Consider the following 15,685-nt stretch of genomic DNA (forward strand, 5'->3'; position numbering starts at 1 on the left):
GGCGACGGCGGCGAGCCACGCAGGAAGGCAGTCCCCATGCGACGCCCGTCGGCTCGTCGTCTCACCGCGCTCGTCGCGGCAGCCATGCTCCTCCCGGCCCTCGCGGGCTGCGGCAGCGACGAGAAGGCCGGACTCGTGATCTACTCCGGCCGCAACGAGAAGCTGGTCAAGCCGCTCCTGGATGAGCTGGAGAAGGCCGTCGGCACCACGGTCGAGGTCCGCTACGGCGACAGCGCCGAGCTGGCGGCCCAGATTCTCGAAGAGGGCGACAAGACCACGGCGGGGCTGTTCTTCTCCCAGGACGCCGGAGCCCTCGGGGCCCTCTCCACCGAAGGCCGGCTGAAGAAGCTGCCCCAGGCGTCGCTGGACAAGGTCGGTGCGCAGTTCCGTGGCGGTGCGGGCGACTGGGTCGGTACCTCCGGGCGGGTGCGCGTTCTCGCGTACGACCCCGACACGGTGACCAAGGCGCCGGACAGCGTCCACGACCTGACGAAGCCGGAGTGGAGGGGCAAGATCGGGTACGTACCGACGAACGCCTCCTTCCAGGCCTTCGTCACCGGCATGCGCGTGCTCGAGGGCGACGACGCCACCCGCACCTGGCTCAAGGGCCTCAAGGCCAACGACCCGAAGGTGTACGAGAACAACCTCAAGGTGCTGGACGCAGTCGGTGAGGGCGAGGTCTCCCTCGGCCTGATCAACCACTACTACTGGTACGAGAAGGTTGCCGAGGACGGCGCCGACAAGGTCGGAGCCAAGATCCACTTCCTGCCGGGCGGCGACCCGGGTGCGCTGGTCAACGTGGCCGGAGCAGGCATTCTCAAGGGCAGCACCCAGGCCCCGGTGGCGCAGAAGGCCGTCGACTTCCTGCTCTCGAAGCGGGCGCAGACCTACTTCGCCGACGACACCAAGGAGTACCCGCTGGCCGCCGGTGTCACCAGCTCGGTGAAGGACCTGCCGCCGCTCGACTCCCTCGACGCCCCCAAGATCGACCTCGGCAAGCTCGATTCGCTTCAGGAGACCCTGAAGATGCTGCAGGACGTCGGGATGGTCTGAGCCGTCATGCACACCGAGGAACCCGTCGCGCGGACGGGTCCCCAGACAGGCCCGGCCGGTGCTTCCGAGCCGGCCGGGTACCGGCGCGCCGGGCGCAGACCGCCCGCCGTCCTGCTCGTCCCCGCCACCGTCGCCGCGGTCCTCGCCCTGCTGCCACTTGGCTACCTCGCGGTGCGCTCCCTGGAACGCGGCCCCGGCTTCGCCTGGGACATCGTCGCCAACGAACGTACCGCCCAACTGCTCGGCCGCAGCCTGGGACTTGCCGGCGTCGTCGTCGCGGCCAGCCTGGTGCTGGGCGTGTCGCTGGCCTGGCTGACCGTACGCACCGCGCTGCCCGGCGCCCGCGCCTGGTCGGTGCTGGTGACCCTGCCACTCGCCGTGCCAAGCTATGTCGCGGCCTTCGCCTGGCTGTCCGCCTTCCCGCAGCTCGCGGGCTTCACCGGGGCCGCAGTGGCTCTGACCCTGGTCAGCTTCCCGTACGTCTACCTGCCGGTCACCGCCGCCCTGCGCGGCACCGATCCCGCCCAGGAGGAGGTGTCCCGCTCGCTCGGACTCGGACCGGTGCGGACCTTCTGGCGCGTCACCCTCCCGCAGGTGCGCCCCGCAGCGGCCGGGGGAGGAGTGCTGGTGGCGCTGTATGTGTTCTCCGACTTCGGCGCGGTGTCCCTGATGCGGTACGACACCTTCACCCGGGGCATCTACACGTCCTACCGGGCCAGTTTCGACCGCACGCCCGCCGCCGCGCTCAGTGTGGTGCTGGTGGTCGTGACGGTGCTTCTGGTCGCCGCCGAGGCACGCACGCGCGGCCGAGCCGGGCATGCCCGGACCGGCGGCGGCACCGCCCGACGCGCCGTTCCCGCTCCGCTGGGACGGATGAAGGGCCCCGCACTGACCTGGTGCGGGGCGGTCGCCGCCGTCGCTGTCGCCTTCCCGCTGGGCACGCTCGGGTACTGGCTGGCCGTCGGCAACTCCGCGACCTGGGAGCCCGGCAGGCTGCTGGACACCGCGGGCACCACCCTGGGCGTCGCCGCGGCCGGCGCCGCGCTCACCACGCTCCTCGCCCTGCCCGTCGGTGTGATCGCCGCACGCCACCGGGGGCGGGCCGCGCATCTGTTGGAGCAGAGTGCCTATGCCGGGCACGCACTGCCCGGCATCACGGTCGCTCTCGCCCTGGTTTTCTTCGCGGTCCGCTACGCCCATCCGCTGTACCAGGAACTGCCGTTGCTGGTCTGCGCCTACGCGGTGCTGTTCCTGCCGGTCGCGGTGGCGGCCACGCGCGCCGCCGTCCTCCAGGCCCCGCCCGTGCTGGAGGACGTCGCCCGCGCGCTGGGCCGCAGCCCGCTGCGCGTACTGCGCGACGTCACCGTGCCCCTGGCCGCGCCCGGCTTCGCGGCCGGGGCCGCCCTGACGTTCGTGGTGTGCATGAAGGAACTGCCGGCCACCCTGCTGCTGCGCCCCACCGGCATGGACACCCTGGCCACCCGTCTGTGGACGGAGACCGGCGTCGGATCGTTCGCCGCCGCCGCCCCGTACGCCGTCACCCTGATCCTGCTGGCCGCCGTCCCCTCGTACCTCCTTGGGAGGCATCGCACATGACCGAGTTGCAGATCAAGGGCGTGTCCAAGGCGTACGGCCCGGACGCGGCCGTCCTGGAAGCGCTCGACCTCACCGTCCCCAGCGGTGCGCTCGCCGCCGTACTCGGCCCTTCCGGCTGTGGCAAGACCACCCTGCTCCGCATCATCGCCGGCTTCCTGCGCGCCGACGCGGGCACCGTCACGGTCGGCGGACGCACCCTGACCGCGCCGGGAGTGCACCTGCCCCCGGAGAGCCGCCGCATCGGGATCGTCCCTCAGGAGGGCGCGCTCTTCCCGCACTTGAGCGTGGCACGCAACGTCGCCTTCGGACTGACCGGCCTCGACCGCGGCGCCCGGCGCAGACGCACGGAAGAGATGCTGGACCTGGTCGGCCTCGGCGGGTACGGCGACCGGATGCCCCACGAGCTCTCCGGCGGCCAGCAGCAGCGCATCTCCCTGGCCCGTGCCCTGGCACCGGAGCCCGCTCTGGTGCTGCTCGACGAGCCGTTCAACGCCCTCGACAGCGCCCTGCGCGCCGGAGTCCGCGCGGATGTCCGTACGGCCCTGCGCTCCATCGGCGCCACCGCCCTTCTCGTCACCCACGACCAGCAGGAAGCCCTCTCGACGGCCGACCTCGTCGCGGTGGTACGGAACGGGACCATCGCCCAGTGCGGCACCCCTCAGGAGGTCTACCGGCACCCCGCCGACCCGTGGGTGGCCGGCTTCGTCGGCGACGCCGTACTGCTCCCGGGCACCGCGGAGAACGGCACCGCCGCCACCGCACTGGGCCGGCTGCCGCTCGGCCCCTCGGCCGGGAACGGCAGCGCCGCCGAAGGACCGCGCGGCGGGACCGTTCTGCTGCGGCCCGAGCAGCTGCAGCTCACCGAAGCCGCGCCCGCCGGAGCACGCGGCGTCGTGACCGACGTCAGCTTCTACGGCCATGACGCCATGGTCACCGTCGACGTCGAAGGGCTGGAGAACCCGGTGGAGGTCCGGGTCGCCGGACCGGTCACCGTCCGTCCCGGCCAGCACACCGGCATCCGCGTCACGGGCGAGGCGACCCTGCACTCCTGACCGGGCGCCGGCGACGCGGCCGTCAGCCTGGACGCGACACTGAACCGGGCAGGCTGCAACGGGCAGGCAGCAACGGGACACAGGCGCCGCTGGGTACGACGGAATCAGCTGCCCAGGACGAGTCGGACCGGCCTCACGGGCCCGGCGGCGTGGGGCCGAGGAGTACGACGGTGTCACCGGGGCGCGGCGTGACCGCGTGAGCCTCGGTGACCGGGTCCAGCCGGCCGTCGGCCCGCACCACGAACAGCGTGCTGTGGCCGGAGGGGAGCGCATCCGAGACGGATTCCACCACGAAGCGGGCCCCTTGCTCGTAGCGGGCTGCCAGGGTGTGCCGGACCAGGGCCCGGCCGAACAGGATGTCGCCACCGGCGTAGGGGGCGATGACGCCATGACTGTCGTGCGGGGGGCCGGCGCGGTAGACCGGGCCCTCGACGCTGTCCCGCACCATGACCGACGCGAGCGCGTTGAAGTCGTCGTCGCCGGTGAGCAGGAACACCGCGGTGATCCCTTCGAGCCGCGCCTCGGGGTCGGTGGCCGTGGCCAGCAACTCGCCCGGTGCCAGCTCGATTCCGGCCTCTTCGATCTGTTCCCGCTGCCGCTCGACTCCTGCCCACATGAGCACGTCGAGTCCCGCGGACTTGAGGGACCGCCCGAGACCGATCACCCACGGATCACCTCCGACCAGCAGGGGTCTGGTACGCGCGGATTGGACGACTCCCAGCCGCGCGGCCACGGGCGCCGCGGTCAGCGCGTACAACAGGACCGTCCCCACGATCACCAGGAAGGTGACCGGCAGGATCTTGTCGGCGCCGTCCAGGCCCTCGTCGACGAGGGTGGCGGAGAAGGCCGACGCGGTGGATGCCGCCACGATGCCGCGGGGGGCCATCCACCCGATGAAGGCCCGTTCCCCGCCGGTCAGGCCCATGCGGTGGGTGGAGGCGTAGGCGACGAGCGGTCTCACCAGCAGGACGAGGACGGCGATGAGGCCGAGGGAGGGGAGGAGTACCGGGGTGACGGATGCGGGGGTGACGGTGGCCGAGATGGAGATGAACAGCAGCCCGATGATCAGCTGGACCAGCGTCTCGAAGAAGGGCCGGCGGGCGGGCAGGTCGAAACCCGGGAGGTTCGCGACGGCCAGTCCGGTGACGATCGCGGCGATCAGCCCCGTGTCGTCGCGCACGATGTCGCATCCCGCCGACACGGCGATCACTGTGGCGAGTTGAGCCAGCGTGCCGAGCGTCTCGCCGAGCCGGAGGGTGCGCAGCGCCAGCCACAGCAACGCGGTTCCTGCCGCGCCGCCCGCCAGCCCCACGGCAATGCTCAGGAGGAACCCACCGAAGTGGAATCCCTTTCCCGCCACGAAGCCGCCGGCGAGGATGGAGTGGAAGGCAACGGCCCCGAGGATGCCGCCGACCGGGTCGATCAGCGATCCTTCCCAGATCAGGATGCGCCGCACCTTGTCCGTCGGGCGGACGTGGTCGAGTAGCGGACCGACGACCGTCGGCCCCGACACGACGAGGATCACGCCCAGCATCACGGCCACCGCGATCGGCACAGCGAAGAGCATCGGGGCGAGACCGGTGGTGGCCGCCCAGGTGAGCACCACGCCGAGCACCAGCAGCCTGGCCACGACGCCCCGGGTACGGCCGGTGAGGTGACGCAATTCCAGTCCGAGACCGGCGTCGTAGAGAATCACCGCCACGGACAGCGACACCAGGGCGGAGAAATCCGGCCCCACCAGCCGGTCGGGATGGATGACGTCGGTCATGGCTCCCGCGGCGAAGCCGACCGGCAGCAGCACGACCAGCGCGGGGACGCGCAGACGGCTCGCCAGCAGCTGGGAGCCGACGGCGAGTACCACGGTCAGGCCGATACCAAGAAGGATCTGGTCGTCAGTCAGGGCGCTCACGTCAGGGTGCTCACGTCAGGGTGCTCACGTCAGGGCGCCCCGGCCGTGGTTGCGCTCCCGGAAGTCCCCGGCCCGGCCGGCTTCTCCGACGGCATCGCAGGTCCGGGAGGCAGCAACTCGGTGGTGACGAAGGCGACCACGGCCGCCAGGATCACGACGGGGATCATGGCGGAGGATCCGAGCAGCAGGACCACGAGCACCACACTGCTGACCGGCAGCCGCAGAGCGCTGGTCGTCGCGGCCGCCATCCCCGCCGCCATCCCCGCCACGACACCCAGGCCGGGCAGGGGCGCGAACAGCACGCCCATCGCCCCTCCCAGGAAGAGCGAGGGAAACACGGGGCCGCCGCGCAGACTGCCGAGGCAGAACGCGTAGGCGGCGCCTTTGAACAGCAGGACGGCGATCAGGGCACCGATACCCCAGGCGTGCGGATCGGCGGCCATCTGGCTCAGTGTGGCCTGGCCGGACGAGGCGACTTCCTGGGGTGTCCGACCGGTGATCAGCGCGTACAGAGCGGCGCACGCCGCGGCGCCCAGCGCGCACACGACCGTCCGGGTGAGGGTGCGCACCGTGACGAACGCCGCGGCCAGCCGGCCTCCGGCCAGCACCAGATGCATGAACACCCCGATGACCACGGCCATGAGCAGCGACCAGACAATGTCTCCCGTGTCCAGGTGCGGGAACGGCTCGGGCAGTTTCAGGGTCAGGCTGCCCGTCTGCAGTCCGGTCCAGCGTCCGAAGCCCGTGAACACCAGGGCTCCTACCCCGCTGGACAGCAGGGCGGGGAGCATGATCGCGAACAGCTGCGGCCCTCCCACCCCCGCCACCTCGATGAGGAGCACCGCGGCGATCAGCGGGTTGCCGAAGATCGCCGCGATGGCCGCCGCGGCTCCGGCCGCGCCCAGGAGGGCATTGCTCTGCGGGGTCGCGGGAGCCCGCGCGAGATCCCTGAACAGCAGGGCGAGGCCCCCGCCGAGCGCGATCAACGGCGCCTCGGGTCCCAGAACCGCGCCGAACGGCAGGCTCGCCGCCGCCGCGAGCACCACACCTGGCAGCGCAGCAGACGAGGCGCTGACCGGGTGCAAGCCGGACGCGGGGATATGGCCGCCCGCACCTGGCAGATGCGTGACGACCAGGCCGACGACGACTCCGGCGATCAGGAGGAGGGGCAACGGCCACCACCACGGTGGGGTGTCCCAGCCCAGGGCGTGGGGGAGGTCCGCCCACAGCACGTGCTCCAGTTCGTGCAGCCCGACGAGGAACCAGAACGCGGCAAAAGACACCGGGATACCGATGAGAGCGCAGAAGACGAGCGTCTTCAGATAGCCGGGCGCACGCACCACGTCGCGCATCCGGTCCGACTCCTTCGGCCGCGTCCCGCCGTCGGATGCGGCTGATCGAGGATTCGGCTCCGTCATGGGGTCTCTTCCTTCCCGGACCGACGCGTTTGTCTCGATGGTCCACCGGACTGTCGCCCCTCGCCGCCGGAGAGAGTGCTCGGCGGCGCGGCACGACTCGCCCGCTGGTGCGATCCTGAAGGGGGCGGGAGGCCGGCAGCCCGAGCTGTCCGGCTCACAGCAGCGAGGAGAAGCGACATGCCAGGTCTTCTTCGAGGAGTAGCGCGCACCGCAGTGGTGGCCGGGACGGCGACCGCGGTGTCCAACCGGGTCTCGCGGCGCCAGGCGGGCCGATGGGCCGACCAGAACGAAGGGACGGCCCAGCAGTCTGCCCCCGCCCCCGCCCCCGCACCCGTCGCGCCGGTCGACGAGATGAGCAGCAAGATCGCTCAGCTCAAGGAACTCGGCGATCTGAAGGAGCAGGGGGTACTGACCGACGAGGAGTTCGCGGCTCAGAAGAGTAAACTTCTCAACTTGTGACGGTCCGGATGACGGCCCTCCGGCGGGATCCCGCCGGACGGGTCAGAGCTGGTCCTCCGGGGGTTCCGGGACATCCCCCCGTCGCCGCAGCCCGATCCGGACCGCGCTGAAGAGGACCTTGGCGATGATTCCCACCAGGATCAGGTCGGCGAGCATCTGCACGGTGGTCAGTACGCGGGTGCCCCCGGTGGTGGGCGTGATGTCCCCGAAGCCCACGGTCGCGAACACCGTGACCGTGAAGTACAACGCGTCCGTACGGTTCAGTGGCTCCGAGAACGACTCCGGCCGGTTCATGGAGATCAGGAAGTACGCCGCGGAGAACATCAGCAGGAACAGCGGCACGGCAGTGGACAGAGCCTCGATTGCACGCAGCCGGGGATGCTCCGCACGGGTGATGGCGACGGTCTGCCAGGCGACGAGGCAGCCGAACAGTGCCAGCCCCAGCGCCAGCGCCGCGGCGGTGGCGCCGACCCCGCGGTTCAGGGGACACAGATAGAACAGCGCCGTCAGCAGGACCACCGAGGCTCCCGAGCGGAGCAGCGGTCCCACAAGCTGACGGCGGCGCTCGCGGGCGCTGAGGCCGGCGCGTTCCTCTTCGGTCATGGCCGCATCGGATCGGGCTCGGGTGCATGGCGTGCCATGAGCGCCTCCAGCGTTGGTCCCTGCTGTGGCCCCGGCTCAGGCTCGGGCGCCGCCCGAGGGGGGCCCGTCGCCGGCCGTGGTCTCCACCGTGTCGAGTGAGGCCAGCAGGGCCTGGACGGGAATCCGTCCGCCTGCCACGAGTTGCGCACCGCTGCGTCGCAGGGCCCGGGCGAACGGGGCGGCCCAGAGGTTCTCGTACACCAGGATCCCGGCCGCGTTGCCCGGCTCCAGGGCCATCCCTGCCTCGTCGATGTCGTCCTGGCCCAGCAGCCCGGACGAGACGCCGTCGAACACGGACAGGTCGAGTTCACCGTCCCCGTTCAGATCCGTCAATTCCAGGCCGACAACACTCCCGTCGATGTCCTTCCGTACGAAGAGGAGGTCGAGGATACGGATGATGCCTCGGTCGACCAGGTCGACAAGAAGAGGAAAACCCTCGCCCGTCATGCGGTTGCCCGGGAACTCGACGACCAGATAGTCGACCGGTCCCATGTCTTCGAAATCGTCGCTCATGCCCACTCCTCACACGCGGCTCGGCGGTCCTGACCGCGCCCGGCCTTTCCCGCCGGCATTTCCCGCGAAGGCATGGTCGGACGGAGTCCTGCAGCCATTGCAACATTCGCGGGAATGCCTCGCACCTTCGAATTCAACTCGTCAGCTGATAGAGGCTCTTGCCGGTCAGCCACAGTCCGAGGAGAAGGCATAGGACGACAATGGCCCGCTCCTGGTGTGCGGACAGCCAGGAGCGCAGGTTCGTCAGTGCACGCTGTGCCTTCTCCGGCGCGAACACCATGTACAGCTCCATGGCCAGGAGGCTGGCGGTGGCGAGGATGCAGAAGCCCATGAGGGCCAGATACGACTCGGCATGGGAAAGGTCGGCGTCCACGACCGTGGCAGCCCCGGCACAGACCATTCCCCAGGGCTGCAGGAGCAGGGCGAGTGCGGCTGCCGACCACGCGGAGGCCTGGTCCATCCGTGATGTCAGCGAAGGCCGGGAGGAAGAAGGCCGGGAGGAAGAGGCCAGGGTGGAAGGGGCTCGCGAAGAAGGAGCTCGGGAGGCCGCTGAGGACTTGGCGGGAGTACGGCGCCGGCGACGCCTGTGTTCGCTGTACAGGACCAGCGCGACACCGATGGCCAGCTTGGCCGCCAGTACGGCCGTGGAAGGCGGTGACTTGGGCGCCGGCGGCTCTCCGCCGGTGACCGCAAGGACCACGGCGATCACGGCAACGAGACAGGCGAGCCAGGCGAGGACGAATGCCAGCCCCTTCCACACGCCCCTGGGCGCGGTCAGCACCAGCACGAAGGCCATGATCGGAAGCGGATAGAGCGTGATGGCCAGACCGATGAGAAACAGGTCAAGCGCCATGACCACGTACTCCGGACCGGGGCCCTGGCCGCTCGTCCGGCCGGAGGAGCGGCCACGGCCCCGCAGGCGTCGCTCTCACGATCGAGTGGCTCATGCGCACATCGTCGCCTAGCGTCAAGAAAGGGTGCAAAAGATAAGAAAGGGGCGACCAGTTGCCGGTGAGCGTGAGTGAGGGTTCACCGCGCCCGGGTGACGTACGGGTCGCCTAGTGCACCCCGGCGGACCCGAGGACCCCCGGGTGAAGCCCGCGGGCGACGGCCGCCGGGCCGTCTTCCGCCCCGCGTGGTGGCGGGCACGGCGCCATGCCCTGACGGTCACGGCTCGGCACACACTCACCCGCGCCGAACACCGCTTCCCCGTCATCACGCATCTGACGGCCCGCATGCTCTCGGTGAACGTCCTGGACGCGGCGACGCGTCTGGCCGCACAGTGCTTCCTGACCGCAGTGCCGCTGCTCTTCGTCGTGGGCTCCTTCGCCCCGCAGGGCGTCCGGAACCAGCTCATCACTTCGGTACGTGCAGTCTTCGGGCTCACCGGGGCAGCCGGAAAACAGCTGCAGGATGTCTTCCAGTCCGACTCCGGATCCCTGCGCGAGGCCACCGGCACGGTCGGTGCGCTGATGGTGCTGCTGTCCGCCACGGCCTGCAGTCGGGCGATGCAGCGGCTGTGCAAGCGCGCCTGGCAGCTCCCGAAGCAGGGGATCAAGATCGCTGCTTGGCGTTGGCTGGCGTGGATCGGCGTCTGGCTGAGTGTTCTGGTGGTGCAGGGGCCGGTACGCGACGGCTTCGGCGTCGGGCTGTGGCTGGGTGTTCCCCTCACCGTGGTGTCCCAGACGTTCCTGTGGTGGTGGACCCAGCATCTGCTGCTGGGCGGCTACATCCGCTGGCTGCCGCTTCTGCCCGGAGCCGTCCTCACCGCCTCCGCCGTGACCGCTCTGTCGGTCGGGGCGCGCTTCTACATGCCCCGGGCGCTCAACCGGACCCTGGCCGAGTACGGGTCGATGGGCTCGGTCCTCACCCTGCTCTCCTGGCTGATCGTGATCTGCGCCGCGGTCGCCGTCGGCATCACTGCGGGTGCCGTTCTGGCGCAGGAACCACAGCTGGCCCGTCATCTGGGCAGCTCCGCACCCCGCGCTCCGGCGGACCGGTGACACGGGGCCCGCTGCCGGAGCGGTCGGTGTCCGCGACGTCTGGAGGCGATGCTGCGGGCCAGGCCAGGTACATGATGCTGTTCCGTGTCCGCCCGCGAGGCCGGCTGCGCCGCAGCATGCGGGGCAGGTTGCGGGCGAACCCGACAGCCCCCGAGGTGGACGGCCAGGGCGGCGAGCAGCAGCACGGTGTCCCGGCTGGTGATCGCCTCCCAGGCGTCTTCGCTCACGGGCGGCCGGCTGGATCCTGGTCCTGAACCGTCTCCGGGGCCTTCTCCGGGGCGGGCACGGTGGCCGGTACGGGCGGCACATCGGCCGCGCGGCGTACGGCGATCCAGGCGGCCACGGGTTCGGTGTAGCGGGCAGTGAGCGGCCCGATCACCACAAGGATCAGTACGTAGGCGGTGGCCAGCGGGCCCATGGCCGGTTCGATGCCGGACGTGACAGCGAGGCCGGCGATGACGATGGAGAACTCGCCGCGGGCGACAAGGGTGCCGCCCGCGCGCCAGCGGCCCTTGACCCCGACCCCGGCCCGCTTCGCGGCCCAGTGGCCCGTGGCGATCTTCGTGCCCGTGGTGACGACGGCCAGCGCGAGCGCGGGCAGCAGCACGGGTGGGATGCTGGCGGGATCGGTGTGCAGGCCGAAGAAGACAAAGAACACCGCGGCGAACAGGTCCCGCAACGGGCTGAGCAGCGTGTGCGTTCCCTCGGCAACTTCACCGGAGAGCGCGATGCCGACCAAGAACGCGCCGACCGCGGCGGAGACTTGGAGCTGCTGGGCGATGCCGGCGACCAGCAACGTCAGTCCGAGGACGACCAGGAGGAGTTTCTCGGGATCGTCGCTGGAGACGAAGCGGGATATCACCCGCCCGTATCGGACCGCGACGAACAACACCGCTCCGGCAACGCCGAGGGCGATGGCCAGGGTTGCGCTGCCCGCGGCGAGGCTCACGCCGGCGAGGAGGGCGGTGATGATCGGCAAGTAGACGGCCATGGCGAGGTCTTCGAGGACCAGGATGCTGAGGATGACCGGTGTCTCGCGGTTGCCGAGCCGGCCGAGGTCGCCCATGACCTTGGCGATGACGCCGGAGGATGAGATCCAGGTGACGCCGGCCAACACCACTGCGGCGACGGCGCCCCAGCCCATGAGCAGCGCGGCGGCCGCGCCGGGCAGGGCGTTGAGGGTGAAGTCGACCAGTCCGGCGGGGTACTGGGTCTTGAGGTTGGAGACCAGATCGCTGGCGGTGTACTCCAGGCCGAGCATCAGCAGCAGGAGTATGACGCCGATCTCGGCGCCGATGGCCACGAACTCCTCGCTCGCGCCGAGCGGGAGGAGACCGCCGGTGCCGAAGGCGAGGCCGGCGAGCAGGTAGAGGGGGATCGGGGAGAAGTGGAAGCGGCCGGCGAGTCTGCCCAGCAGGCCGAGGCCGAGGATGATCGCGCCGAACTCGATCAGGAAGACTGCGGAGTGCACAGGCGTCACTCCCGTCCGAGTATCGCGGCGGCGGCCTCGACGCCCTCGCGGGTGCCGATCACGATGAGAGTGTCTCCCCCGGCCAGGCGGAAATCGGGTGCGGGGGACGGGCGGGCTTCCGCGCGGCGCAGTACCGCCACGATCGACACCCCCGTCTCGGTGCGCATCCGGGTCTCGCCCAGCAGCCGGCCGTTCCAGTACGAGTGCCCGGACAGCTCGATCCGTTCGGCGACCAGGCCCAGGTCGGTGGTGTGCAGCACGTTCGGGCTGTGGTGGGCGGGCATGAGCGCGTCGATGAGGGAGGCCGTCTCCGGGCCCGTCAGGTGCAGGGACTGCGCGCAGGCGTCGGGGTCGTCGGCGCGGTAGACGTTCACTGTCCGGGTGCTGTCCCGATGCGCGATCACCGACAGATGGCGGTGCTCGCGCGTGGTGAGGTCGTACTGGACACCGATGCCGGGCAGCGGTGTGGTGCTCATCCGTGGAGCAGGCACAGCTCTGTCCCCCTTGCCTGTGCTCGACTGTGGTGCGGCGCCGGCCTGATGCGAGGCAGGATCCCGGTCCGGCGTGGGTTCATGGTGCCACCTCACAGCAGGGGTGGGATATGGGTGTCGGCACGGATGGACAAGGCTCCCGGCAGACGACAGGCTGAGGCGGGGACACGGGTCCCGCCGCAGGTCACAGCGGGTGCAGGGCAGCGGTGGCGGGGATAGTGGAGGTGAGTGCCCGGCTCGGGTGCGGAACGAGGGGAGAGACGATCGTGTCGCTGTACTGGCGGATCTTCTTGCTCAACGCAGCCGTCCTCGTCGTCGCCGTACTCCTGCTGCTCGGCCCGGTCACCGTCTCCACCCCGGTCCTTTTCGGCGAAGCCGTCGTCCTGCTCGCCGGACTGGCAGCCATGCTGATCGCCAACGCCGTCCTGCTCCGCATCGGCCTCGCACCCCTGGGCCGGCTGACCCGCGCGATGACCGCGGTCGATCTGCTCCGCCCCGGCGGTCGGGCCCGCGTGGAGGGCCCCGGCGAGATGGCCGAGCTGACCATCACCTTCAACGCCATGCTCGGCCGGCTCGAGGCCGAGCGCGCCACCAGCAGCGCCCTCGCCCTGTCCGCCCAGGAAGCCGAACGCCGCCGCATCGCCCAGGAACTCCACGACGAGGTCGGCCAGACCCTCACCGCCGTCCTCCTCCAGCTCAAGCACGCCGCCGGCCAGGCCCCGGCCGCCCTGCGCGAGGACCTCCACCAGGTCCAGGAGACCACCCGCACCAGCCTGGACGAGATCCGCCGCATCGCCCGCCGGCTGCGCCCGGGAGTGCTGGAAGAGCTCGGGCTGCACAGCGCCCTGCGTGCCCTGACGGCAGAGTTCACCACCGGGTCGCTGGCCGTGCGCCATTTCATCGCCCCCGGACTGCCCGTCCTGGACGAGGCCGCCGAACTCGTCCTGTACCGGGTGGCCCAGGAGGCGTTGACGAACGCCGCGCGCCACGCGGGCGGGACCGACGTTGAGGTGCATCTGTCCATCCGGTCGGCCGGTGTGGTGCGGCTGCTCGTGCGGGACAACGGCAGGGGGATCGGCCAGGCGGCCGAGGGTGCCGGGATCCAGGGGATGCGCGAGCGCGCGCTGCTGGTCGGCGCCGACCTCGCGATCGGGCCGGGCCCGCACGGTGGGACCGACGTTCGACTGGACGTACCCGCCGGCGGCACGGTCGGCGGGCTCAGGAAGGGGCACTGATGACCACACCGGGACGGGCGCCGATCCGGGTCCTGCTGGCCGACGACCATGCCCTCGTGCGGCGGGGAGTCAAGCTCATCCTGGACGCCGAACCGGACCTCACGGTCGTCGCCGAGGCCGGAGACGGAGCGGAGGCGGTCGCCCTGGCCCGGACGCAGGGCATCGACCTGGCTGTTCTGGATGTTGCGATGCCGCGCATGACCGGCTTGCAGGCGGCCCGGGAGCTCTCACGCCTGCGGCCGGAGCTTCGGATCCTCATCCTGACCATGTACGACAACGAGCAGTACTTCTTCGAGGCGCTCAGGGCCGGAGCAGCCGGCTACGTCCCCAAGTCCGTCGCCGACCGCGACCTTGTCGAGGCGTGCCGTGCCGCGATCCGGGACGAGCCGTTCATCTACCCCGGCGCCGAGACCACCCTCATTCGCAACTACCTCGACCGTGTTCGCCACGGAGACCCGCTGCCGGCCAGGGCGATAACCGTGCGCGAGGAGGAGATTCTCAAGCTCGTCGCCGAGGGCCATTCGTCCAAGGAGATCGGCGACCTCCTCGTGATCAGTGCCAAGACGGTGGAGCGCCACCGGGCGAACCTGCTGCAGAAACTGGGAATGCGCGACCGCCTGGAACTGACCCGCTACGCGATCCGCGTCGGTCTGATCGAGCCGTAGAAGAGCGCCGGCGGACGATCGTCACCTCACCGAACTGCCGCACGCGTCATCGCCGGTGCGCGTACGGTACTGACGCGCGTGACCGAACAGGCGGGCAGCTGGCTTGCGTTCGAATGACTTCCCGATCTGCGCGTCGACGAAAACTGAGGCACTCAGTCATCCCGGATCACTCCGCGGCATTCTCGACCGGGTGCCTGGCCCGGGCTGCCGGCCGACACTCATGGACTCCGAGCTTGGGAATGAACCGGCAATTGGACCTCAACATGCCGCCTGATCTGTGGGAACAGGCGGATGCGTCCCTGACCCGAGTCTCGTTTCGCGCCTGTGTTGACCGCCCGCCGAGCGGGCCGAAGGCTGGAGCGCGGGCGCAGCCAGAGCCGGATGTCTTGACGGGGTAGGGAAGGTTGCACCGCACTGGGATCGAGCACTTCCCGCTGCGGCCATCAAGCAATGTGCCGTGCTGCCAGTGCCGGGATCGCGGCGATCTTCTCCGCTGTGAGGTCGGACCAGTGCACGCCGGTAGGCCGGCGGGGGTTCGGGCACACGATGCTTTCGTCGGGTGTGACGATCAGGTCGACGCTGACGTCGTGCTCTGTGGTGGGAATCGGGGTCTCGGTCACCTGAAGTGCGTGGACGGTGGTCACGACCATAGTTTCCGGCGTCACCAGACCGGCCTCGGTGAGCAGGGCGAACTCGATGTCCGAGTAGCCGGCGCCCTTGCCGATGCGCGCGCCGTCGCGGTTGACGGCGACGCTGCCGAGGATTATCAGGTCCAGGGGGCGGAGGGCGTCTACCTCAACGGTGGGGGCGATGGCGGCAGCGGTGCGGCTGGCGGCAGCCTCGGCGGGCGGGATGGTGAGGGTGGCGGGGTCGAGGAGGTAGAAGGGCTTGAGGGTGGCCAACTTCGGGACCGCCATGTAGACGGTCTTGCCCTCCTCCAAAGCCCGTGCCCGGACCGGGAGCTGGGCTTTGTCCGGAACGGCTTTGACGACACCCGCACGCTGCCAGGCCGGGAGCCCCGCCAGCCGGGCCGCAGCTTCCTCGGCGCCCTTGAAGTTGGGGATGCGGCCGTGTACGGAGGCGTCGTGGACGGCGTCTGCGGCGGTCAAGGCATCCCAGACGTGCGTGCGTACCGCCTGCTTGGCTTGATCCAGCGAGCTGGCTGCCACCGGTGTCTC

Annotated in this window: 15 protein-coding genes; 7 read left to right on the top strand and 8 right to left on the bottom strand. The window is 70.6% G+C overall.

Annotation, left to right across the window (positions count from 1 at the left end; translation table 11 throughout):
- Window positions 1-36: 36 nt before the first annotated feature.
- From OG883_RS09515 to OG883_RS09525, 3 genes are read left to right on the top strand one after another with little or no spacing between them, the layout of a single operon-like run.
- Window positions 37-1,053, top strand: a complete 1,017-nt coding sequence (locus tag OG883_RS09515; RefSeq protein WP_266537639.1) for an iron ABC transporter substrate-binding protein — start codon at window positions 37-39, stop codon at window positions 1,051-1,053.
- A 6-nt stretch (window positions 1,054-1,059) separates the two neighbouring features.
- Window positions 1,060-2,649: an iron ABC transporter permease gene (locus OG883_RS09520; RefSeq protein WP_266537642.1), complete on the top strand. Its 1,590-nt coding sequence runs from the start codon at window positions 1,060-1,062 to the stop codon at window positions 2,647-2,649.
- Window positions 2,646-3,701, top strand: a complete 1,056-nt coding sequence (locus tag OG883_RS09525; protein WP_266537645.1) for an ABC transporter ATP-binding protein — start codon at window positions 2,646-2,648, stop codon at window positions 3,699-3,701. The genes OG883_RS09520 and OG883_RS09525 overlap by 4 nt, the downstream gene beginning before the upstream one ends.
- A gap of 133 nt (window positions 3,702-3,834) precedes the next feature.
- Here OG883_RS09525 and OG883_RS09530 read toward each other — a convergent pair whose 3' ends face one another.
- Window positions 3,835-5,601, bottom strand: coding sequence for a sodium:proton antiporter (locus OG883_RS09530; protein ID WP_266541378.1), 1,767 nt, complete (start codon window positions 5,599-5,601; stop codon window positions 3,835-3,837).
- A gap of 38 nt (window positions 5,602-5,639) precedes the next feature.
- Complete coding sequence (locus tag OG883_RS09535; RefSeq protein ID WP_266537648.1) at window positions 5,640-7,028, bottom strand: chloride channel protein; 1,389 nt, start codon at window positions 7,026-7,028, stop codon at window positions 5,640-5,642.
- Window positions 7,029-7,205: 177 nt separating this feature from the next.
- Here OG883_RS09535 and OG883_RS09540 point away from each other — a divergent pair, with 177 nt between their 5' ends.
- Window positions 7,206-7,487, top strand: a complete 282-nt coding sequence (locus tag OG883_RS09540; RefSeq protein WP_266537651.1) for an SHOCT domain-containing protein — start codon at window positions 7,206-7,208, stop codon at window positions 7,485-7,487.
- Between the two features lie 42 nt (window positions 7,488-7,529).
- Here OG883_RS09540 and OG883_RS09545 read toward each other — a convergent pair whose 3' ends face one another.
- The 3 genes from OG883_RS09545 to OG883_RS09555 all read right to left on the bottom strand — a co-directional run bounded on the left by OG883_RS09545 (window position 7,530) and on the right by OG883_RS09555 (window position 9,495).
- On the bottom strand, window positions 7,530-8,090 hold the full coding sequence (locus OG883_RS09545) for a potassium channel family protein (protein ID WP_266537654.1): 561 nt from the start codon (window positions 8,088-8,090) through the stop codon (window positions 7,530-7,532).
- A gap of 75 nt (window positions 8,091-8,165) precedes the next feature.
- On the bottom strand, window positions 8,166-8,642 hold the full coding sequence (locus tag OG883_RS09550; protein WP_266537657.1) for a DUF6325 family protein: 477 nt from the start codon (window positions 8,640-8,642) through the stop codon (window positions 8,166-8,168).
- Between the two features lie 133 nt (window positions 8,643-8,775).
- On the bottom strand, window positions 8,776-9,495 hold the full coding sequence (locus tag OG883_RS09555; protein WP_266537660.1) for a GAP family protein: 720 nt from the start codon (window positions 9,493-9,495) through the stop codon (window positions 8,776-8,778).
- A gap of 238 nt (window positions 9,496-9,733) precedes the next feature.
- Here OG883_RS09555 and OG883_RS09560 point away from each other — a divergent pair, with 238 nt between their 5' ends.
- Entirely contained in the window at window positions 9,734-10,645 is a 912-nt protein-coding gene (locus tag OG883_RS09560) for a YhjD/YihY/BrkB family envelope integrity protein (RefSeq protein ID WP_266537663.1), read from the top strand.
- 223 nt (window positions 10,646-10,868) lie between these two features.
- On the opposite strand, the gene OG883_RS09565 is transcribed toward OG883_RS09560, so the two are convergent.
- Entirely contained in the window at window positions 10,869-12,116 is a 1,248-nt protein-coding gene (locus tag OG883_RS09565) for a cation:proton antiporter (protein WP_266537666.1), read from the bottom strand.
- Between the two features lie 5 nt (window positions 12,117-12,121).
- The gene (locus OG883_RS09570; protein ID WP_266537669.1) at window positions 12,122-12,592 is read right to left on the bottom strand and encodes a TrkA C-terminal domain-containing protein; all 471 of its coding nucleotides are present in this window, start codon (window positions 12,590-12,592) and stop codon (window positions 12,122-12,124) included.
- A gap of 281 nt (window positions 12,593-12,873) precedes the next feature.
- On the opposite strand from OG883_RS09570, the gene OG883_RS09575 reads away from it, so the two are divergent.
- Window positions 12,874-13,842: a sensor histidine kinase gene (locus OG883_RS09575; RefSeq protein ID WP_266537672.1), complete on the top strand. Its 969-nt coding sequence runs from the start codon at window positions 12,874-12,876 to the stop codon at window positions 13,840-13,842.
- Window positions 13,842-14,507, top strand: coding sequence for a response regulator transcription factor (locus tag OG883_RS09580; RefSeq protein WP_266537675.1), 666 nt, complete (start codon window positions 13,842-13,844; stop codon window positions 14,505-14,507). The genes OG883_RS09575 and OG883_RS09580 overlap by 1 nt, the downstream gene beginning before the upstream one ends.
- 443 nt (window positions 14,508-14,950) lie before the next feature.
- On the opposite strand, the gene OG883_RS09585 is transcribed toward OG883_RS09580, so the two are convergent.
- Entirely contained in the window at window positions 14,951-15,676 is a 726-nt protein-coding gene (locus tag OG883_RS09585) for a 5-formyltetrahydrofolate cyclo-ligase (protein ID WP_266537678.1), read from the bottom strand.
- Window positions 15,677-15,685: the final 9 nt, after the last annotated feature.

Origin of the sequence: Streptomyces sp. NBC_01142 (genome assembly GCF_026341125.1) — a bacterium.
GTDB lineage: Bacteria > Actinomycetota > Actinomycetes > Streptomycetales > Streptomycetaceae > Streptomyces.

Excerpts from the sequence above, each read along its gene's own strand:
- OG883_RS09515 (WP_266537639.1), top strand. The coding sequence starts at position 37 with ATGCGACGCCCGTCGGCTCGTCGTCTCACCGCGCTCGTCGCGGCAGCC.
- OG883_RS09520 (WP_266537642.1), top strand. The coding sequence starts at position 1,060 with ATGCACACCGAGGAACCCGTCGCGCGGACGGGTCCCCAGACAGGCCCG.
- OG883_RS09525 (WP_266537645.1), top strand. The coding sequence starts at position 2,646 with ATGACCGAGTTGCAGATCAAGGGCGTGTCCAAGGCGTACGGCCCGGAC.
- OG883_RS09535 (WP_266537648.1), bottom strand. The coding sequence starts at position 7,028 with ATGACGGAGCCGAATCCTCGATCAGCCGCATCCGACGGCGGGACGCGG.
- OG883_RS09540 (WP_266537651.1), top strand. The coding sequence starts at position 7,206 with ATGCCAGGTCTTCTTCGAGGAGTAGCGCGCACCGCAGTGGTGGCCGGG.
- OG883_RS09545 (WP_266537654.1), bottom strand. The coding sequence starts at position 8,090 with ATGACCGAAGAGGAACGCGCCGGCCTCAGCGCCCGCGAGCGCCGCCGT.
- OG883_RS09550 (WP_266537657.1), bottom strand. The coding sequence starts at position 8,642 with ATGAGCGACGATTTCGAAGACATGGGACCGGTCGACTATCTGGTCGTC.
- OG883_RS09555 (WP_266537660.1), bottom strand. The coding sequence starts at position 9,495 with ATGGCGCTTGACCTGTTTCTCATCGGTCTGGCCATCACGCTCTATCCG.
- OG883_RS09570 (WP_266537669.1), bottom strand. The coding sequence starts at position 12,592 with ATGAGCACCACACCGCTGCCCGGCATCGGTGTCCAGTACGACCTCACC.
- OG883_RS09580 (WP_266537675.1), top strand. The coding sequence starts at position 13,842 with ATGACCACACCGGGACGGGCGCCGATCCGGGTCCTGCTGGCCGACGAC.